Source organism: Brotocaccenecus cirricatena (assembly GCF_020687045.1).
Lineage (GTDB): Bacteria > Bacillota > Clostridia > Oscillospirales > Oscillospiraceae > Vescimonas > Vescimonas cirricatena.
This window is the reverse complement of the sequence record NZ_JAJEPW010000021.1, coordinates 35,670-53,519: the sequence shown is the minus strand read 5'-3', so window position 1 is coordinate 53,519 and position 17,850 is coordinate 35,670. Positions and strand designations below refer to the sequence as shown.

The following is a 17,850-nucleotide window of genomic DNA, read 5'->3' as shown; positions in this document are numbered from 1 at the left end:
GCGGCACTTTCGTGCCGCCGCTGCGCTGTTCTTCTTATCGCTGAATATCCAGGTCCGCCGTCACCTGGTAATAGTCGCAGGCGTGGGCGGTATAGCCGGTGACATAGCTGCGGGAGATCATGTTCATCTCCAGGAAGGAGCAGAACACATAGGCGTTGTCGTCCAGAATGGCCTGCTGCAGCCGGATGGCCAGCTCACTCCGGCGGGCGGTATCGAACTCCCCGGCCAGCCGGCTGACCATTTCGGTCACCTCCGCATTGTCATACCCGCCGAAGTTATAGCTCATCCCCGGCACACAGCAGGAGGTGAAGAAATACTGGGGGTCCCCGGAGGGGGCGGTGACCATGGCGGAGGCGTACACGTCCCAGCTGTTCATGTCCGCCAGGAACTCCCGGCGGTTGGCCGTGCAGTTGATGTCCACCTCCATGCCGATGTCCTTCAGGGTGGCCTGGGCGGACTCCGCCAGCAGGGGAAGCTCCTGGCGGCTGGGATAGGTCAGCCAGCGGACGGTCAGCTTCACGCCGTCCTTCTCCCGGATGCCGTCGCCGTCGGTATCCCGCCACCCGGCGGCCTCCAGCACCTGCCGCGCGCCCTCCGGGTCATAGCTCTCGGTGGTCACGTTTTCGCCGCCGAAGCCGGAAAAGCCGTCCGGGAAAGCGCCGGTGCCCACGACCCCGTGGCCGTCCAGCAGAGCCGTCACAAAGCCCTGCTTGTCAATGCCCATGGCGATGGCCTTGCGAACGGCGGGGTCCTGCATCACGGGGCTGGCCATGTTCATGGAGGCAAAGAAAGCCCGGGAGGTCTGGATGGCCGAGAACTGATAGTCGTCGTTTTCAAAGTTGGGATACGCCTCATAGGCCATGCCGTAGGCCGCGTCGATGTTCCCGGCCTGCAGGGCCGCCGACAGGGTGTCGCCGTCGGAGATGGTGCGGATGGTCAGCTTGTCCAGCTTGGGACTGCCGTTCCAGTAGTTTTCGTTTTTGGTGAGGGTCAGGTGGTCGTCCGTGACCAGCTCCTGCACCACATAGGGGCCGGTACCGGCCACGATGCCCTTCTCAAAATCGCTGGCGTCCACGTCGATGATGCAGCCGTAGGGGTCCCCCAGATAGTTCATCAGGGCAGGATTGGGCTGACTGGTGACGATGGTCAGGGTCTGGCCCTCCGCCTGCATATCGGCGATCTTGGTATCGCCGGGGGCACGGTCGTGGTTTTCCAGCAGGTGCTCCAGGCACTGCTTCACCGCCGCCGCATCCATCTTCCGGCCGCTGGAGAAGGTAACATTGTCCTGCAGAACGATGGTCCAGGTCCGGTCGCCGTCGTTGCTCCAGGACCTGGCCAGCCACGGCTCCAGCTCCATGGAGTCCGTATACCGCACCAGGGTCTCGCCGATGCCGTAGCGGATGCAGGCCCAGCCGTTATAGGTCCGATGGGGGTCCACGGTCTCCTCCCAGTTTTCGGAGTTGAAGGTGGTGTCGCCGATGACCATGGTTTTCTCCCCGGTATCCGGCGCGGTATTCCCGCAGCCGGCCAGAAGCGTCAGCACCAGGCTCAGGGCCGTCAGCAGCAGAAGCGCTCTTTTTTCTCTCATCTCTCTTGTTTCCTTTCTGTTTTTCTATATCACAGCACGCTGTCGATCAGGTGCCGGGTATACGCATGCTGCGGGCGGCAGATCACCTCATCCGGCGTCCCCTGCTCCACGATTTCGCCCCGGTGCATCACCAGCACCCGGTGGCAGAACTGCTGCACCAGGGAGATGTCGTGGCAGATAAACAGGATGGCCAGGTCTCCCTCCAGGCCGCGCAGCAGGTCCAGGATCTCCTTCTGAACGGTGACGTCCAGGGCCGAGGTGGCCTCGTCGCAGATCAGCACCTTCGGCCCCATGGCCAGGGCCCGGGCGATGGCCGCCCGCTGGCACTGCCCGCCGCTGACCTCATGGGGATAGCGCCGGGCAAACTCCCCCGGCAGGCCGCAGCGCTCCATAAGGCGCACCGCCTCCTGCCGGGCCTCCCGGCGGGACAGGCCGCGCAGGCTCTCCCCCACCCCGTCCCCTAAGGTGCGGCGGGGGTCGAAGGACTCCGCCGGGGTCTGGAACACCATCTGTATCTTCCGGTACACCCGGCGCAGGTCCCGGCCGGTGACGGAGGTGATGTCCTCCCCGTCCAGGAGGATGCGCCCTCCGTCGGCGTCCAGCAGCCGGGTGATGAGGTTTGCCACGGTGGTTTTCCCGCTGCCGCTTTCGCCGATGATCCCCAGGCGCTCCCCGGGCCGCAGGTCGAAGCTGACGCCGTTTACGGCCGTCAGCTTCCCCTGCCCCGGGCGGGAAAAGGTTTTGGTCAGCTCCCGAACAGACAGGATCGGTTCCATTTCACGCCCTCCTCAGTTTCGGCACGGCCTCCAGCAGCCGCCGGGTATAGTCCGCCCGGGGCTGCCGCAGCACCTGCCGGGTCTCTCCGGCTTCCACGATCTCACCGCGGTGCATCACCAGCACCCGGTCCGCCATGGCAGCCACCAGCCCCAGATTGTGAGACACCAGCACCACGGCCGTTCCGAAGCTCTCCCGCACCAGAAGCAGCTCCTCCAGGACCTGCTTCTGGGCGGACACGTCCAGGGCAGCGGTAGGCTCATCCGCCAGCAGCACCCGGGGCCGCAGCAGCATGGCCGCCGCAATGCCCACCCGCTGCTGCATCCCGCCAGACAGCTCAAAGGGATAGCTATTCAGGATACGGGGGCCGTCCTCCAGGCCCAGCCGGTCCAACAGCGCTCCGGCCTGCTGCCGGAAGGCCCTCTTATCCATCGGGCCGTGGGCCCGCATCATTTCGTATAGCTGATCTCCCACCCTGCGGACCGGGCAGAAGGCGCTGCCCGCGCTCTGGAAGATCATGCCCAGCTCCGGGCCGTTCAGCCGCCGCCGGGCCCGGGCGGACAGGTCCGGAAGATTTTCCCCCCGATAGAGGATCTTTCCCCCGGTCACCAGGCCCCCGGGGCCCAGCAGGCCCATGGCGGCCCGGAGCAGGGTGGATTTGCCGCAGCCGCTCTCCCCTACCACGCCCAGGATTTCCCCGGCATGGAGGGTAAAGCTCACGCCGCGCACCGCCCGGACGCCGCCGTAGCACACGTCCGTCTGCCGGTATTCCAGAAGCGCCTCCATAGCCTCACCTCCCCCGGTTTTTGGGGTCCGCATAGTCCCGGACGGCGTCCCCCAGCAGATTGAAGATCATCACCGACACGAAAATGGCGATTCCCGGGGAAAAGGTGATCCACGGCGAGGTGGTCATCAGGCTGCGGGCATCGCTCATCATGCTGCCCCACTCGGCGATAGGCGGCCTGGCCCCCAGGCCCAGAAAGCTCAGGGCCGCCAGCTCCATCATCATGGTGCCGATATCCAGCACGGCCGTCACCAGAATGGGGCCCAGGATATTGGGCAGCATATGCCGCAGCAGAAGCCCCGCCGTGCCGCTGCCGGAGAGCCGCGCCGCCCGCATCCAGGGGGCCTCCCTCCGGGCCAGGGTCTGGCTGCGGGCCAGCCGGGCATATTTGGGCCAGGACACGGCGGCCAGCGCCAGAATGGCGTTGTGCAGCCCGCCCCCCAGGGCCCCGGCCACCGCCAGGGCGAACACCAGCCCGGGAAAGGCCAGGAATATATCGGATACGCGCATGAGCACCGCATCCGCCCATCCGCCGAAAAAACCGCCGCAAAGGCCCACGGCGGTGCCGAGCACGGTGACCGCCGCCACCAGCAGCAGCGTGGAGAAAATGCTGGTGCGGCTCCCCACGATGACCCGGGACAGCATATCCCGGCCATAGCGGTCCGTCCCCAGCAGATGCTCCGCCGAGGGAGGGGCCTTGGCCTGGCTCAGGTCCTGCAAATAGGGGTCATAGGGGGTCAGATACGCGGAAAACGCCGAAAACAGAATCAGCAGCAGGGCCAGGATCCCGAAAATCACCAGCCGGGTCCTGACGCCGCGCCGGATGGATGGCTGTCTCATTCCCGGCTCACCCCCAGTCGGATCCGCGGATCCAGCGCGTGGTATAAAAGGTCCGTGACCAGGTTCACCGCCACATAGATCACGGCCATCCACACCACATAGGCCTGGATCATGGGATAATCCCGCATGGTGATGGCTTCCACCGCCAGCTTGCCCACGCCGTCCCACTGAAAAATGCTCTCGATGATGGCCGTGCCCCCCAGCAGACTCCCTACGGACAGGGCCAGCAGGGTGAGGATGGTCAGCATGGCGCACCGGAGCACGCTTCCGCCCAGGATGACCCCCTCCCGGACGCCCCGGGCCCGGGCGCCGGTGACGTAGTCCCGGTTCAGCTCCTCCAGCACGGCGGCCCGGACCTGGCGCATATACTTGGCGGACATGGCGATGGCCAGCGTCAGGGTGGGCAGAACGGCGCTGCGCAGGGAAATCCCCTCCGACAGCACCGGCAGCAGCCTCCACCGGATGGAAAACACCTGCATCAACAGCAGAGCCACGAAGAAATTGGGCAGGGCGTTGCCGATGAAGCTGCAGAATCGCAGGAAATAGTCCGTGAACCGGTCATGGCGCACGGCGGCCAGGATGCCCAGCGGCACCGACAGCAGCACCGTGGCCGCCACGGACAGGGCCGTCAGCAGCAGGGTGGCCGGCAGCTTGGACACGAAGGTGCCGAACACGTCCCGGCCGGACACATAGCTTGTGCCCATGTCGCTGGTCAGCAGCCCCCCCAGCCAGGAGAAATACTGGCTCAGAAACGGCCGGTCCAGTCCCAGCTCCGCCCGCTTGGCGTCGATGATCTCCTGGGACACCGCCCCCTTGTCGCCGTACAGCTCGGTGATGGCATCGCTTCCGGCCAGGCGCATCATGGCGAAGGACAGAAACGTGACGCCCAGCAGCACCGGGATCAGCTGCAGCAGCCGCTTGAGAATGTATCGCCTCATGCCGTCACCTTACTGCGGCAGGGGACACTTCCGGGCCTCCACCAGGAACATGGGGGTGGAAGCGTTGTTGATCCGCTCCTCCCGGGTCCAGACCTGCCGCCAGATCTCGGTGTCCGCCGCCGCCTGCAGCCCCAGGCCCCGCAGGACCCCCAGGTCCCAGCCCGGCCGCATACGGGCCGACAGCGGCGCCTGCCGGGCGATGGCCTCCATGGCGGACACATCCGTTCCCGCCGTCTCGTCCCGGACGTCGGAGGCCCACAGGTTCTCCCGGTCCCGGGCATGGGCCTGCTCCGCCCCCCGGTCCCACAGATAGCGGTACCAGTTGGCGTCGAAGTTAAGCAGCACCCCGCCGGGCTTCAGCACCCGGGACCACTGGCCATAGGCCCGCTCCGGGTCCCGGAGGTTCCAGGTCACGTTCCGGGTGACCACCACGTCGAAGGAGTCCGCCGGAAAGGTCAGCTCCTCGGCGTTCATCTGCCGGAAGCGGATGCACCCGGCCAAAGCCCCGGCGTTGCGCCGGGCCTCCTCCAGCATGGAGGCCGTGTAGTCCACCGCCGTCACCTGATAGCCCAGCTCCGCCAGAATGATGGCAAAAAAGCCCGGCCCGGTGCCCACGTCCAGCACCCGGATCTCATCCGGGCGCTTCCCGGGGTGGTTTCCGGCGATTTTCCCGGCGATCACGCCCCGCCACACGGCCTTCTGATCGGTGGCCAGCTCCTCCTGGTTGACGGCGGAGTAGCCGGAGGCCCGATGGGTCCAGTAGTGGATATTTTCTTCCTCATAGGTAGCAAATGTACGCATAATGTGCTCCTCTCTTTCCGTCAGGGCTTCCGGGCCGCAATGCCGAACATGGGCGCGTGCTCCAGGTCCAGGGGCCCCAGGATCCGCCGCCCCACCCGGGTGTCCACCCGGCAGTCCGCAAAGCCGATGCCCTCCAGCACCTCCCGGTCCCCGGCCGGGCGGGCCCGGCCCACGTCCATGGTCAGGGTGATCTCGTCGTTTTCCCGCTGCAGCCGGTCGGTCATGCCCACATGGCCATAGGGGCTGTCCGCCGGCACCCGGCGGTTCTGGGTGCTGCGGCTGCGGACGTTGGCGGCGTAGTCCGCGTCAAAGTTCAGCAGCACCCCGCCGGGCTTCAGCACCCGGAACCACTGGCCATAGGCCCGCTCCGGGTCCGGCAGCGTCCAGGTGAGGTTCCGGCTGATAACGGCATCGAAGCATCCGTCCTCATAGTCCAGGGTCTGGGCGTCCATCTCCCGGAACGTGATGTCCAGCCCCCGCTGGGCCGCCAGGGCCCGGGCCTCCTCCAGCATGGCCGGGGTCAGGTCCACCCCCTCCACCCGGTGTCCGGCCTGGGCCAGCAGCACCGCGAAAAAGCCCGTCCCCGTTCCGACATCCAGAATTTTTAGTTTTCCGTTTTCCGGTAAGTGCTTTTCCAATTCCCGGAACCACTTCCGGCCCATCTCGTCCTCCAATTCGTTTCTCCGGACGGTTCCGAAGTCGTGGGACCGCTGGGTCCAGTAGCGCTGCACTCTCTTTTCCAATTCCGAAATCATGGCCATGCTTCCTTTTCCGATTTCCGTTTGCGGCTATGGTGCGCCGCATTTTTCTCTATTGTAGCGGCTTCCGTCCCGGTGCGGAAGCCTCCCGGGGGGATAAAATTTCAGGAATTCGGAGCAGAGGGATGGTGGCGGCCGAGGCCGGCGTGCCGGGTGTGCCGATCAGGATGGCGGTGATGGAGCCGCCGTAAATCGCGCCGAAGGAGATGGCCAGCAGCATGGAAATACCGGCCGCGGGGTCCATGCCATAGGTAAAGGGCAGCAGCAGCGTCACGCCCATCACCGAGGTCAGGCCCGGCATTGCGCCGATCATGATGCCGCCCATAGTACCGGCGATCATCATCAGAAGATACTGAGGAGACAGCAGCTCACCCAGCGCTGTAATTACTCCCATATAAACCTCCGTTCTAACTCATATCAGCCCAACAGGCCGGAAAGGATTCCGTTGGGCAGAGGGACCTTCAGGAACATACCGAAGATGGCATACAGCACCACAGGCGCCAGGATCGACACGGCCAGCATCAGCGGCCACGCCTTTTTGAACGGCTCGTTGAGCAGCAGGGCCATCATCACAAACACGACCCAGATGCTGTCCAGCACGAAGCCAAGAATTTTCAGCAGAACAAAATAGGCCACGGCGGCGGCAATGCCGATCAGCAGCTTCTTGCTGAACAGCTCCGCCTTTTCACTGCCGTCCTTGCGGAGCTCCTGGATAATCAGAAGGATGCCGCACACTGCCAGGCCCACACAAACGGCCTTGGGGAAAGCGCCGGGGCCGATCTCCGTCTGACCCGGCAGCATCTTGAAGGTATCGGCGTAAAAGAAGAAAAATGCGGCAACCGCTATCAGAACCACGGAGAATACAATATTCAGCTTTTTCATAAGTTCTCCTTTCGAGTGTGGGCGGTACACACCCCTGTGCGTACCGCCCACTTGAGTCGGTTAAGACGATCAGTTCGCAGAATTCAGATAAGCGTTGATGATCTTCTCAAAGTTGCCGGACATGCTGTCCAGAATGTCGTTGGTCTCCTGAGCGTTCAGGGGCATGTAGGTCATGTTGGCAGCCTCGATCTTCTCGCGGCAGGCATCGCTGTTGATGACCTTCTCAAAGCCGTCGCACAGAGCCTTCTTCACGTCGTCGGGGGGCCTTGTTGACGCACAGGCCGCGCAGAGCCACGATGGTCAGATCCACGCCGACCTCCTGGAAGGTGGGCACGTCAGGATAGGCCTCCAGGCGCTCGGTGTTGGCCACAGCCAGGACCTTCAGCTCGCCGCTGGCGATGTTGGAGGCAGCCTCGGCGGCGGAGCAGGTCACGGCGTCCACATGGCCGCCCAGAACGGCGGTGAGGGCGGAAGCAGCGCCGTCAAAGGGGACGTGGTTGAAGCTGGCGCCGGTTTCCAGCTCGATGCCGATGGCAGCCAGGTGCCAGATGTTGCCCATGCCGGAGTTGGCCAGCTGGACGGTGCCGGGCTTCTCCTTGGCCTCAGCCAGGAAGTCCTGGATGGTGTTCCAGCGGGAGTCAGCGCGGATGATGATGGCGGCAGGCTCGCCGTTGATGACGCAGATGGGATCAAAGGCGTCGCGGGTGGTCTCGGCGGGAGCCAGGCCCAGCAGAGGCAGCGTGATCAGGTCCACGGAGCAGGTGCCCAGGGTGTAGCCGTCAGCGGCGGCGTTCAGAGCCTCGGTCAGGCCCACGGTGCCGGAGCCGCCGGTCTTATTCTCCACATTGATGGTCTGGCCGAAGGTGTCCTTGCCGCACTCGGCCAGGATCCGCAGGGCCAGGTCCGTACCGCCGCCTGCGCCGTAGGGGCAGACAATGGTCATGGTTTTGGTGGGGAAGGCGGTGGAATCCGTATTGTTGTTGTTATCGCTGGGCTTGCTGCCGCAGGCCACCAGCGTAAGAATGATCACAGAGGCAAGAACCAGGGGTTGTTATAGATCATCATGCGGATATCCAGCGCGGCGCGGATGTCGCGGAAGTGCTGCATAACGGCCTTCTTGTGGGGATTGAGGTAGTAGGGCAGGATCACCATCACGCCGTCGGCGCCGCAGTCCTGGGCATACTTGCTCATCTTGATGGTGTTCAGGGTGTCGTACCGGCCGGTACCGCAGATCAGGGGCACCTGACCATTCAGGAAGGACGCCACGTGGCCGATGATCTCGCGCTGCTCCTCCATGTTCATGGCGACGTTCTCGCCGGTGCTGCCGCAGATGGAGATGGACTGTGCGCCGTTGTCCAGCAGCCAGGTCAGATACTTCTCCATGCCCTTCTTGTTATAGGTCTGGTCGGCGTTCCAGATGGTCATGGACGCAGGGCAGATACCATAAGGCTTCTTGGCGGTTTCTTTCACTTTCATGATGATTCTTCCTTTCCCATTTTTATCTGTTGGATTTTTATGTAACCTGCTTCTCAGGAAGGGATAAGAAAAATTTTTAATTTTTAATTTTTTATGGTCTGAAAAAAGATATCCCTTTCCGATGGCTCAAGGTTATCCCATTGTGCAGTGGAGCGGATAACGGCGCGGCGGTCCGGAGCTTGTTCCGGACCGCCGTCAACTCATGCTTGGGGATATCGTTTCGTTTATGCGTGCATTTTGATCAGGATTTTCTGGCAGGCGCCCTGGATATGCTCCTCAATGATGCCGTGGGCCCGGGAGAAATCCCCCGCCCGCAGGGCATCGAGCATCATCTCATGGTCGCCGGAGGCACTCTCCTGCTGCACCCGGGTGTGGCTGGCCAGCAGATAGTTGGCCACAATGAACTGGCCCTGGATCCGGTCATAGACCTCGCTGAGACACCGGTTCCCGGCCTGCTCCACCAGCACCCGGTGGAAGTCCAGGTCCGTGCGGCGGGCACTGACCACATCGTCCGTTTCGTTGGAGAGGATGCACTCCCTGGCCAGACGGTCCAGCGTCTGATAGTCCACCGGCAGCGCCTTGCGCTGAATGTCCGTCAGAGCCTGACGCTCCAGCAGAAGGCGAATCTCAATGATGTCGCACACTTCCTTCTCGCTGAAGGCCGGCACGGAGAAATGTCCCTTGCTGGAAAACACCACCATGCCCTGGGTATGCATCCGCTTCAGAGCCTGCTGCACCGGCGTCCGGCTGACGCCGTAGCGCTCGGCCAGCTCGTCCAGGTTCAGGGCCTGGCCCGGTAACCAGTTTCCCCGCAGGATCTCCTCCAGAAATGCCTCGTGGATCGTCACGTCCAGGTTCTTCTTCAGTGCCATATAATTCACCATTCATCCTTGTTTTTTGTCTCTCCGCTTTACATGCCTATCATACAGCCTTTTTCTGTAAAAAGCAATACACAAAGCTTACAATTTAATTTTTAATTTTTTATTAGAAATGTAAAAAGAGACTTCAGTGAAAGTCCTTGCAAAATCCCCGCCTCATCTACTGGGGCGGGGATTTTGGGAAAAATCTTGGGCTTACGGCAGGAGCTTGTCCCACCAATCCGACCAGGAGCCGAAGCGGGTGTCGTCGTCATCGTCGTCATCGCCAGGGATGATGGGGAAGATAGAGGGCTTCTTGTTGTGCACCGGGCACAACTCGCCCTCCTCCTTGCCGGTGAGGGTCTGGAGCAGGTACTCGTCGTCCTGGGCCTTGATGTTCTTGATGATCTCGCGGTTCCAATCCAGGGCGGCAATCTCCACCACGCTGCTGGCAGGGCAGTATTCCGTGGCCAGGTGCTTGCCGTCCTTGCAGTAGCGCACCATCTTGTGGACGTTGCAGCTTTGGGTGGGGGCGGTGTCTGCCGCCACGGTGACGGTGGTGACGCGATTGCCCCGCAGATCGTGGGTGCAGGCGTCGGTGGCCAGCAGGCCGCTGTCCTGGCAGACGGTGACCTGGACCAGGCCGGAGCAGCTGTTGAAGTCCTTGTTCTCCAGGCCGTCGTGGATGCGGCGCATGACCTCGCGCCACAGCACGGCGGAGGGGTTGCCCAGGGACTCGGAGAACCGCTCGTTGGACTTATAGCCCGTCCACACGGCGGCGCTGTAATAGGGGGAGAAGCCCGCGAAGTAACGGTCGCGGTTTTCGTCGGTGGTACCGGTCTTGCCGGCGATGGTCATGCCGGAAAACCGGGCCTCGCCGCCGGTGCCGCTGGTGATGACGCTCTTGAGGGTCTGGCGGATGATATAGGCGGTGGTGGCCTTCATGGCCACGTTGGATTCCTTGTTGTTCTCGCAGACCAGGTTGCCCTGGGAGTCCTCCACCCGATAGAAGGTCCGGGGCGGGGTGTACACGCCGTCGTTGACGAAGGCGCCGTAGGCCGCCGCCATCTCCTCGGTGGTGACGCCGTATTCATAGCCGCCCAGGCCCATGTTGCCGGACTGCTGGCTGTCGGCCTGGGTCAGGGTGGTGAAGCCCAGCTTCTCCACCATGAAGGTGTAGGACTGATAGGTGCCCAGCTCCTCCACCGTGCGCACGGCGCAGGTGTTCAGAGAGCGGACCAGGGCGGTATAGAAGGAGGTCAGGCCCCGGAAGCCGCTGCCGGAGTTGGAGGGCCATGCGCCGTAGCCGGGCAGGTCCCGGACGGGATAGTCGTCGATGGCGGAGGCGGCGGTGATGGTGCCGTTATCCAGAGCCGGGGCGTACACGGACACGGGCTTGGTGGCAGAACCCGGCTGCCGGGCCGACGTGGCCCAGTTCCAGCCCCGGTCCACCTCCTTGGCGCCGGTGCCGCCCACCATGGCCACCACATCCCCGGTGTAGGGGTCCACAATGGTGATGGCCGCCTGGAGCGGCTCGCCCTTGGAGTCGGTGTAGTTCGCATAGTTGGTGTTTTCAAACACGGACTCCGCAATATCCTGGATCTTGGGGTTCTGGGTGGTATAGATCTTGTAGCCGCCGTTATAGACCTTGCTGACGGCCTTTTCAAAGGCGGTGCGGACATAGCCGTCGGCGTCTGCGGGGTCGTCGGTCAGGCCAAAGACCTCCACAAACTTCTCGGCCACATCGGTGATGACCTCGTCGGTGAAGTAGGAGTTGTTGGCGGTGCTGACCACGGCGGGCTTTTCGTCCTCCTCCTGGGGCCCCACATAGTTGCCCAGGTTGGTGTAGCCGTTGGTGAATACCACCTCCTCGGCTTTGGCGGCGTCATAGGTGGCCTGGTCGATCTTTTCCTGGGCCAGCATGGCGTCCAGCACGTCCAGCTGCCGGTTGCGGTTCTGCTCCCGGGTCCAGTCGCTGCGCAGGGGGTCATACTGGGAGGGGTTGTTGGTGATGCTGATGAGACACGCGCACTCAGCCAGGGTCAGCTCGGACACGTCCTTGTGGAAGTATGTCCGGGAGGCGGTCTGCACACCGTAGCACTGGTTGCCCAGGTAGATGGTGTTCAGGTACATCTCCAGAATCTCGTCCTTGGAATAGTCCTTTTCCAGGGCCAGAGCCCGGTACACCTCCGTCACCTTGCGCTTGACGGTGTTCTCGTTGTTGCCGGTGACGTTCTTGATGAGCTGCTGGGTGATGGTGGAGCCGCCCTGGGTATTGCCGTTGGTGAGGGTACGGAACACGGCCCGGACAGTGCCGTGCCAGTCCACGCCGTGGTGGCTCTCGAAGCGCTTGTCCTCGATGGCGATGGTGGCATTGCGGAGGTTCTTGGGGATGGAATCAAAATCCACCCAGATGCGGTTTTCGTCGCCGAACAGGGTCTGGTACATGACCAGCTCCTTGGTATCCGGATCCTGATAGTACAGCTCCGTGGACACCTTCTGGTCGTACTCGGACATGTCCACCTCCACATGCCCCTTCAGGGACGTGTTGACGTAGGTCATGAAGATCCCCACGAAGATGGCGGAGGTCAGCACGGTGACCAGGAGGATGGTACCAAGGACGATGCCGATGGTCCGCCCCACACGGCGGCCCTTTCCGGACTTTTTCCCTGTTTTGGCGCTCTGCTCTGTCTTTTTCGGCTGGTTGTCTTTGTTCATAGACAGGGCACCTTCCTTTCTCTGTTACTGGTGTATGCGCCGCACCGATCGCGGCATGGATGAGAAAACATTCTATTCCATAATAAAAACCATTGTACCATACCTGTCAACTGCTGAAAATTGTCATTTGATAAAAATTTCGAATTATTACATAGATTTTACGCGGAAAAACCGAAAAAATCCTCCTGTTCTCTCACCATATGGCCGCAAATTCACCTCTCCGTTCCCTCCAAACCCCTCCCCCGGCGGACTCTTGACGGATCCCCTCCCCTGTCGTATAATCAGTGGGCCGCCGAAGGGCGGTCAATTTTCAGAAAGCCTGGTGCAAGCTGTGTTTATCCATCGACTGCGGGGCCAGATGTCCGAATCCATGCTGACAGCCTCCTTCATCATCGTATCCGGCGGCCTTCAGGACGCCTATACCTATCTCTGCCGGGGCGGCGTTTTTGCCAACGCCCAGACCGGCAACATTGTGCTGTTCAGCGCCTATCTGTTTGAGGGGGCCTGGGACCACTGCCTGCGGTATCTGATCCCCGTTCTGTCCTTTATAGCGGGAATTTTCGCGGCGGAATGCATCCACCGCCGCTTCAAGCACATGGAAAAGGTCCACTGGCGTCAGCTGATTATCCTGGCGGAGATCGCCGTGCTGTTTGCGGTGGGCTTTATGCCCCAGTCACTGAACACTGTGGCCAACTCCCTGGTGTCCTTCTCCTGCGCCATGCAGCTGCAGACCTTCCGCAAGGTCCGTGGCCATGCCTACGCCAGCACCATGTGCATCGGCAACATGCGCAGCGGCACAGAGGCCCTGTGCGCCTATTTCCACACCCATGAGCCGGAGGCCCTGCGCAATGCCCTGACATATTTCGGCGTCATCGGCCTGTTCGCCCTGGGTGCCGGTCTGGGAGCCCTGCTGACCGGCGCATCCGCCGTCCGGGGAATCTGGGTGTCCTGCGCCCTGCTGACCGTCAGCTTCCTGGTCATGTTCATCCACGAGGAGCGCCGGGCCTGAGCATCCGCTCATCGTATAAATATATCCCCCGGCGCATTGCGCCGGGGGATGCCTGTTCTATAGCCTTATTTACTTACCACTCCAGATTCTTTCCGGTCTCCTTGTCGAAAACGTGGGCCACGTTGCCGCCGAAGATCATGTTGACCTCGCTGCCCATGGGGAAGTGGGCGGCGGCGCCGTTGGTGGGAACGATGACGATCACATCCTTGCCCTCGGCCGCCACATGCAGGTGCACGGAGGAGCCCATCATCTCGGACACGTCCACGGTGCCCTTGATGCCGTCGGCGCAGAGCATCAGGTGGTCCGGGCGCACGCCCAGGGTCACGTCCTGCTCCGCCACGTTGTGCTCGGCCAGGCGCTGCTGCTTCTCGTCGGACAGCTCCACGGTGACGCCGCCTACGGTGACGGCATACCTGCCGTTCTGCCGGGTCAGCTTCGCGTCGAAGAAGTTCATCTGGGGCATGCCGATGAAGCCCGCCACAAACAGGTTGGCCGGGTGGTCGAACACCTCCTGGGGGGTGCCGATCTGCTGGATGAAGCCGTCCTTCATGATGACGATCCGGTCGCCCAGGGTCATGGCCTCGGTCTGGTCATGGGTGACGTAGATAAACGTGGTGTCGATGCGCTCCCGCAGCTTGATGATCTCGGCCCGCATCTGGTTGCGGAGCTTGGCGTCCAGGTTGGACAGGGGCTCGTCCATCAGGAACACGGCGGGGTCCCGGACGATGGCCCGGCCAATGGCCACGCGCTGCCGCTGGCCGCCGGACAGAGCCTTGGGCTTGCGGTCCAGATACTGGGTGATGTCCAGAATTTCGGCGGCCTCACGGACCTTCTTGTCGATCTCGTCCTTGGGCAGCTTCTTCAGCTTCAGGGAGAAGGCCATGTTTTCATACACGGTCATGTGGGGATACAGGGCATAGCTCTGGAACACCATGGCGATGTCCCGGTCCTTGGGCTCCACGTCGTTCATCAGCTTGCCGCCGATGGTCAGCTCGCCGCCGGAGATGTCCTCCAGACCGGCGATCATCCGCAGGGTGGTGGACTTGCCGCAGCCGGAGGGGCCCACCAGCACGATGAACTCCTTGTCCGCAATGTGCAGGTTGAAATCCTGCACCGCCACCACGCCCTCGTCGGTGATCTGCAGATTGCCCTTTTTCTGGGGCTCGCCCTTTTTGGTCTTCTTGCTCTCCGCGTTGGGGTACACCTTCTTGAGGTTTTTCAGAATGACCTCTGCCATAATATACAGACTGTAACCGTTCTGCCTCCGCATGGAACGGTCTCGCGCCCGGCGAAGCCGCAGCGCCTTACGGCAGGTCTCCACACTGCCGCACCGCCAGTCTCAGCGGGACCTGGTTCCTCCTTTGTTTTTCCGGCAGGGGGCCAAGAAAGTGGAGTGGCCGCCGCCGGTTGGAATAGGATACATTTATTTTACCACCCCTTGCCGCCCTTTGGCAACCGCCTTTGGTCAAAATTTTCCGCATTTCGTTGCCTTTATTGGAAAACTCTGCAAAAAACGCCGTCATCGCCCGTTCTTTTTTCTGTTATAAGAAAAAATTATTGCATTTTCAGTTTTTATCTATTGTAAAAGCATGGAAACTATGTTAAATTACTGTGTGCCTGTCGGTGCACATATTATAGATAAAGTGTTCTTCGTTCGAGGACAGGCAAATTATTTCAAAGGAGCGGGATAACATGCACAAAGCGTTCAAAGCCTGCACCGCTGTTCTGCTGGCCCTGGTTATGACGGTCAGCCTGGTCAACGGCGCACTGGCAGCCGTCGTCCGCAATGACGACGACACCATCAGCTACGAGCCCCTGGAGCAGGGTGTTTACTCCAAGGGCGGCTACACCATCGACAAGGTCTCCCACCCCACGCTGGGTGCCGGAGAGGTGGACGGTATCCTGACCGGCGACCTTCAGGACCGGGGCCAGAGCTACTCCTGGTCCATGGCCGAGGCCGGTGACTATGTCTACATCGGCACCTGCTACAACTCCACCTACTACATCTATCACAACAACGTCAAGACGTCCCTGGACGCCATGAAGAAGGCGGGCAAGCTGGACCAGAATGTGGACACCAGCCGGGCCGCGGCGGATTTTGTGAAGGTCATGTTCGGCACGGACACCTTCGATGAAACCCCCATGTCCCAGTGGACCCCCGTGATCATGGCTGTGAACCGCTACACCGGCGAGGCCCAGGTGATCTTCCGGGAGCGGGACATTCTGAAGGATTACCCCGACATCTTCCCGGCTATCCCCCTTATCTCAAGGGCGTGAACTATCTGGCCGGCTATCGCATGGCCTTTGAGTTCAAGGGCAAGATCTATTTTGCCGGCATGGGCAACCCCACCGCCACCCTCATCGAGGTGGACCCCGAGACCAACGAGTGCTCCATCGCCTATCACAACATCAACTACACCCAGGGCGTGTCCAACGGCGTTCACGGCCTGCTGGTGTTTGACGACGAGATCTATATGTGCCTGGCCTCCGACAACTACGACGGCAAGGGTACCCCCGGCGGCATCATCGTGGCCAGCTCCGATCCCACCGCGGGTCTGAGCTCCTGGCGGCGTGTGGCAGATCAGGACGACTTTGACGGCCTGCCCGCCGTTATGAAGACCGACGGCCTCAACGGCGGCGGTATCTGGGACATCATCGAGTATAACGGCTCCATGTACGTCACCGTGGTCACCGACAAGTCCATCGACGGCCACATCAACAAGCAGGGCTTCGCCATGTATCGCGGCGACAAGCATGAGGACGGCAGCTTCACCTGGACCCAGGTCATCGGCGACCACGGCACCAGCGGCTACGGCTTCGGTCTGGGCATCAATTATTCCATGAGCTGCAACATGTGGGTGTACAACGGCTATCTGTACCTGGGCACCTACAACGATCCCATGCTGGACCTGGCGGAGGTCCCCGCCTCCGGCAACTTCGAGCTGCTGTACAACGATCTGGACCATTCCATCTATCTGTACCGCATGGACGCCGACGGCAACTTCCAGCAGGTGGCCGGTAAGGACGACAACCCCTATTTCCCCGACGGCCCCATCGGCAACCTGGGCGCGGGGCTGGGCAACAACTCCAACCAGTATGTCTGGCGCTACGGCGAGCACAACGGTGAGCTGTACATCGGCACCTATGACACCTCCACTCTGACCTATCAGTTCACCCAGATCACCGACGGCCAGGTGGCCAATATGGACTATGCCGACATCAGCGGCCGGGCCGATATGCTGAAGGACGCCGTGCTGGAGGTTCTGCAGCAGCACGACAACAAGTATCTGAACTGGTTCCTGGATACCTTCCTGTTTAACAAGTACACCGCCTCCCTGTTCCAGCAGCTGGCAGGCTTTGCCACGGACATGTCCGCCGACAAGAACCCCGTGCCCGGTTACCGGAACATGCTGGAGGAGTATGAGGCCTTCAAGCAGAAGGTGTTCGATGGCCTGGGCATCAAGCTGGACAGTGCCAACTTCGCCCGGGAGTATGCCCAGGTCACCGGCGTGGCTATGTGCAGCGCCGACACCCAGGGCCTGAAGGATGACCTGAAAAGCGCCGTGAAGGCCATCTTTGCCGCCCTGGACAAGGCTGTGTATGACGACACGATCCACAACTTTGTGTACTACTTCGGCTGCAACTACTATGCCCAGCAGAGCGAGAACGGCTTTGACCTGCTGGTGTCCAAGGACGGCGTGAATTTCGACGCCATCACCCGGGACGGCTTCGGCGACGGCTCCAATCACGGTCTGCGCACCATCTGCTCCACCGAGAACGGCGTGTATATGGGCACCGCCAATCCCTACTACGGCACCCAGCTGTGGCGCATGTACAGCGCCGAGGACAAGCCCCTGGTGAAGGAGCATACGCATCAGTGGTCCGATACCTGGTCCTCCGACGGCGAGAATCACTGGCATGACTGCCTGGCTGACGGCTGCACCGTTACGGATAACGCCCAGAAGGACGGCTTTGGTGCCCACACCTTCGTGGATGGCGTCTGCTCCGTCTGCGGCTATCAGCAAACCGGCAGCGGCTCCGGCGGTGACGCCGGAGGAAGCGGCCAGCCCGGTCAGCCCGGCCAGCCCGGTCAGCCCGGCCAGCCCGGTCAGCCCGGCCAGCCCAGTCAGCCCGGTCAGGGCGGCGACTCCGGCAATACCGGCAATACCGGCAATACCGGCAACACCGGCAACACCGGCAACTCTGGCAACACTGGCAACGCTGGCAGCAACAGTCCCAAAACCGGCGACATGGGCGTGGCCCTGTGGTCCACCCTGGCCGGTCTGTGCGGCTGCGGGCTGATTGCCGTGGCTGTCAAGTCCCGCTATAAGGGCAAGCGCGTGGCCTGATTCCCCTTAAATTTATCAAGGCTCCCGGCCAACCGGCCGGGAGCCTTATTTTATGGAAAAGCCCTTTTCATTTCCC

18 protein-coding genes are annotated in these 17,850 nt (G+C 61.9%); 3 read left to right on the top strand and 15 right to left on the bottom strand.

Annotation, left to right across the window (positions count from 1 at the left end):
- Nucleotides 1-34: 34 nt before the first annotated feature.
- From LKD37_RS08625 to LKD37_RS08560, 14 genes are all read right to left on the bottom strand, one after another.
- A complete protein-coding gene (locus tag LKD37_RS08625; RefSeq protein WP_302928847.1) occupies nucleotides 35-1,588 on the bottom strand; it encodes an ABC transporter substrate-binding protein in 1,554 nt (517 codons plus the stop codon).
- Between the two features lie 29 nt (nucleotides 1,589-1,617).
- Nucleotides 1,618-2,364, bottom strand: a complete 747-nt coding sequence (locus LKD37_RS08620; protein WP_302928846.1) for an ABC transporter ATP-binding protein — start codon at nucleotides 2,362-2,364, stop codon at nucleotides 1,618-1,620.
- Between the two features lies 1 nt (nucleotide 2,365).
- Nucleotides 2,366-3,148, bottom strand: a complete 783-nt coding sequence (locus LKD37_RS08615) for an ABC transporter ATP-binding protein (protein ID WP_302928845.1) — start codon at nucleotides 3,146-3,148, stop codon at nucleotides 2,366-2,368.
- Nucleotides 3,149-3,152: 4 nt separating this feature from the next.
- The gene (nikC, locus tag LKD37_RS08610; protein ID WP_302928844.1) at nucleotides 3,153-3,986 is read right to left on the bottom strand and encodes a nickel transporter permease; all 834 of its coding nucleotides are present in this window, start codon (nucleotides 3,984-3,986) and stop codon (nucleotides 3,153-3,155) included.
- Nucleotides 3,983-4,924: an ABC transporter permease gene (locus tag LKD37_RS08605; protein ID WP_302928843.1), complete on the bottom strand. Its 942-nt coding sequence runs from the start codon at nucleotides 4,922-4,924 to the stop codon at nucleotides 3,983-3,985. The genes nikC and LKD37_RS08605 overlap by 4 nt, the downstream gene beginning before the upstream one ends.
- Nucleotides 4,925-4,933: 9 nt before the next feature.
- A complete protein-coding gene (locus LKD37_RS08600) occupies nucleotides 4,934-5,725 on the bottom strand; it encodes a class I SAM-dependent methyltransferase (RefSeq protein ID WP_302928842.1) in 792 nt (263 codons plus the stop codon).
- Between the two features lie 20 nt (nucleotides 5,726-5,745).
- Entirely contained in the window at nucleotides 5,746-6,480 is a 735-nt protein-coding gene (locus LKD37_RS08595) for a class I SAM-dependent methyltransferase (protein WP_302928841.1), read from the bottom strand.
- A 55-nt stretch (nucleotides 6,481-6,535) separates the two neighbouring features.
- Nucleotides 6,536-6,877, bottom strand: coding sequence for a tripartite tricarboxylate transporter permease (locus LKD37_RS08590; protein WP_302928840.1), 342 nt, complete (start codon nucleotides 6,875-6,877; stop codon nucleotides 6,536-6,538).
- Between the two features lie 23 nt (nucleotides 6,878-6,900).
- Nucleotides 6,901-7,365, bottom strand: coding sequence for a tripartite tricarboxylate transporter TctB family protein (locus LKD37_RS08585; protein ID WP_302928839.1), 465 nt, complete (start codon nucleotides 7,363-7,365; stop codon nucleotides 6,901-6,903).
- Between the two features lie 69 nt (nucleotides 7,366-7,434).
- Nucleotides 7,435-7,617 (bottom strand): hypothetical protein, encoded by a 183-nt coding sequence (locus LKD37_RS08580; protein ID WP_302928838.1) that lies wholly within the window; start codon nucleotides 7,615-7,617, stop codon nucleotides 7,435-7,437.
- Complete coding sequence (locus LKD37_RS08575; RefSeq protein WP_302928837.1) at nucleotides 7,589-8,395, bottom strand: tripartite tricarboxylate transporter substrate binding protein; 807 nt, start codon at nucleotides 8,393-8,395, stop codon at nucleotides 7,589-7,591. Before LKD37_RS08575 ends, LKD37_RS08580 begins: the two co-directional genes overlap by 29 nt.
- Nucleotides 8,392-8,841 (bottom strand): dihydrodipicolinate synthase family protein, encoded by a 450-nt coding sequence (locus LKD37_RS08570; RefSeq protein WP_302928836.1) that lies wholly within the window; start codon nucleotides 8,839-8,841, stop codon nucleotides 8,392-8,394. Before LKD37_RS08570 ends, LKD37_RS08575 begins: the two co-directional genes overlap by 4 nt.
- Nucleotides 8,842-9,065: 224 nt before the next feature.
- Entirely contained in the window at nucleotides 9,066-9,713 is a 648-nt protein-coding gene (locus LKD37_RS08565; protein ID WP_302928835.1) for a GntR family transcriptional regulator, read from the bottom strand.
- 201 nt (nucleotides 9,714-9,914) lie between these two features.
- On the bottom strand, nucleotides 9,915-12,416 hold the full coding sequence (locus LKD37_RS08560; RefSeq protein WP_302928834.1) for a transglycosylase domain-containing protein: 2,502 nt from the start codon (nucleotides 12,414-12,416) through the stop codon (nucleotides 9,915-9,917).
- 358 nt (nucleotides 12,417-12,774) lie between these two features.
- On the opposite strand from LKD37_RS08560, the gene LKD37_RS08555 reads away from it, so the two are divergent.
- Nucleotides 12,775-13,425: a YoaK family protein gene (locus LKD37_RS08555; protein WP_302928833.1), complete on the top strand. Its 651-nt coding sequence runs from the start codon at nucleotides 12,775-12,777 to the stop codon at nucleotides 13,423-13,425.
- A gap of 73 nt (nucleotides 13,426-13,498) precedes the next feature.
- On the opposite strand, the gene LKD37_RS08550 is transcribed toward LKD37_RS08555, so the two are convergent.
- Nucleotides 13,499-14,662: an ABC transporter ATP-binding protein gene (locus LKD37_RS08550; protein ID WP_302928832.1), complete on the bottom strand. Its 1,164-nt coding sequence runs from the start codon at nucleotides 14,660-14,662 to the stop codon at nucleotides 13,499-13,501.
- Between the two features lie 455 nt (nucleotides 14,663-15,117).
- On the opposite strand from LKD37_RS08550, the gene LKD37_RS08545 reads away from it, so the two are divergent.
- Together LKD37_RS08545 and LKD37_RS08540 are read left to right on the top strand one after the other, a co-directional pair.
- Nucleotides 15,118-15,702, top strand: a complete 585-nt coding sequence (locus LKD37_RS08545) for a hypothetical protein (protein ID WP_302928831.1) — start codon at nucleotides 15,118-15,120, stop codon at nucleotides 15,700-15,702.
- Nucleotides 15,699-17,774: a hypothetical protein gene (locus LKD37_RS08540; RefSeq protein ID WP_302928830.1), complete on the top strand. Its 2,076-nt coding sequence runs from the start codon at nucleotides 15,699-15,701 to the stop codon at nucleotides 17,772-17,774. The genes LKD37_RS08545 and LKD37_RS08540 overlap by 4 nt, the downstream gene beginning before the upstream one ends.
- Nucleotides 17,775-17,850: the final 76 nt, after the last annotated feature.

Coding starts and splice junctions, on each gene's coding strand:
- LKD37_RS08620 (WP_302928846.1), bottom strand. CDS start 2,364: ATGGAACCGATCCTGTCTGTTCGGGAGCTGACCAAAACCTTTTCCCGC.
- LKD37_RS08595 (WP_302928841.1), bottom strand. CDS start 6,480: ATGATTTCGGAATTGGAAAAGAGAGTGCAGCGCTACTGGACCCAGCGG.
- LKD37_RS08570 (WP_302928836.1), bottom strand. CDS start 8,841: ATGAAAGTGAAAGAAACCGCCAAGAAGCCTTATGGTATCTGCCCTGCG.
- LKD37_RS08625 (WP_302928847.1), bottom strand. CDS start 1,588: ATGAGAGAAAAAAGAGCGCTTCTGCTGCTGACGGCCCTGAGCCTGGTG.
- LKD37_RS08550 (WP_302928832.1), bottom strand. CDS start 14,662: ATGGCAGAGGTCATTCTGAAAAACCTCAAGAAGGTGTACCCCAACGCG.
- LKD37_RS08555 (WP_302928833.1), top strand. CDS start 12,775: ATGTCCGAATCCATGCTGACAGCCTCCTTCATCATCGTATCCGGCGGC.
- nikC (WP_302928844.1), bottom strand. CDS start 3,986: ATGAGACAGCCATCCATCCGGCGCGGCGTCAGGACCCGGCTGGTGATT.
- LKD37_RS08605 (WP_302928843.1), bottom strand. CDS start 4,924: ATGAGGCGATACATTCTCAAGCGGCTGCTGCAGCTGATCCCGGTGCTG.
- LKD37_RS08590 (WP_302928840.1), bottom strand. CDS start 6,877: ATGGGAGTAATTACAGCGCTGGGTGAGCTGCTGTCTCCTCAGTATCTT.
- LKD37_RS08615 (WP_302928845.1), bottom strand. CDS start 3,148: ATGGAGGCGCTTCTGGAATACCGGCAGACGGACGTGTGCTACGGCGGC.
- LKD37_RS08560 (WP_302928834.1), bottom strand. CDS start 12,416: ATGAACAAAGACAACCAGCCGAAAAAGACAGAGCAGAGCGCCAAAACA.
- LKD37_RS08545 (WP_302928831.1), top strand. CDS start 15,118: ATGCACAAAGCGTTCAAAGCCTGCACCGCTGTTCTGCTGGCCCTGGTT.
- LKD37_RS08565 (WP_302928835.1), bottom strand. CDS start 9,713: ATGGCACTGAAGAAGAACCTGGACGTGACGATCCACGAGGCATTTCTG.
- LKD37_RS08600 (WP_302928842.1), bottom strand. CDS start 5,725: ATGCGTACATTTGCTACCTATGAGGAAGAAAATATCCACTACTGGACC.
- LKD37_RS08585 (WP_302928839.1), bottom strand. CDS start 7,365: ATGAAAAAGCTGAATATTGTATTCTCCGTGGTTCTGATAGCGGTTGCC.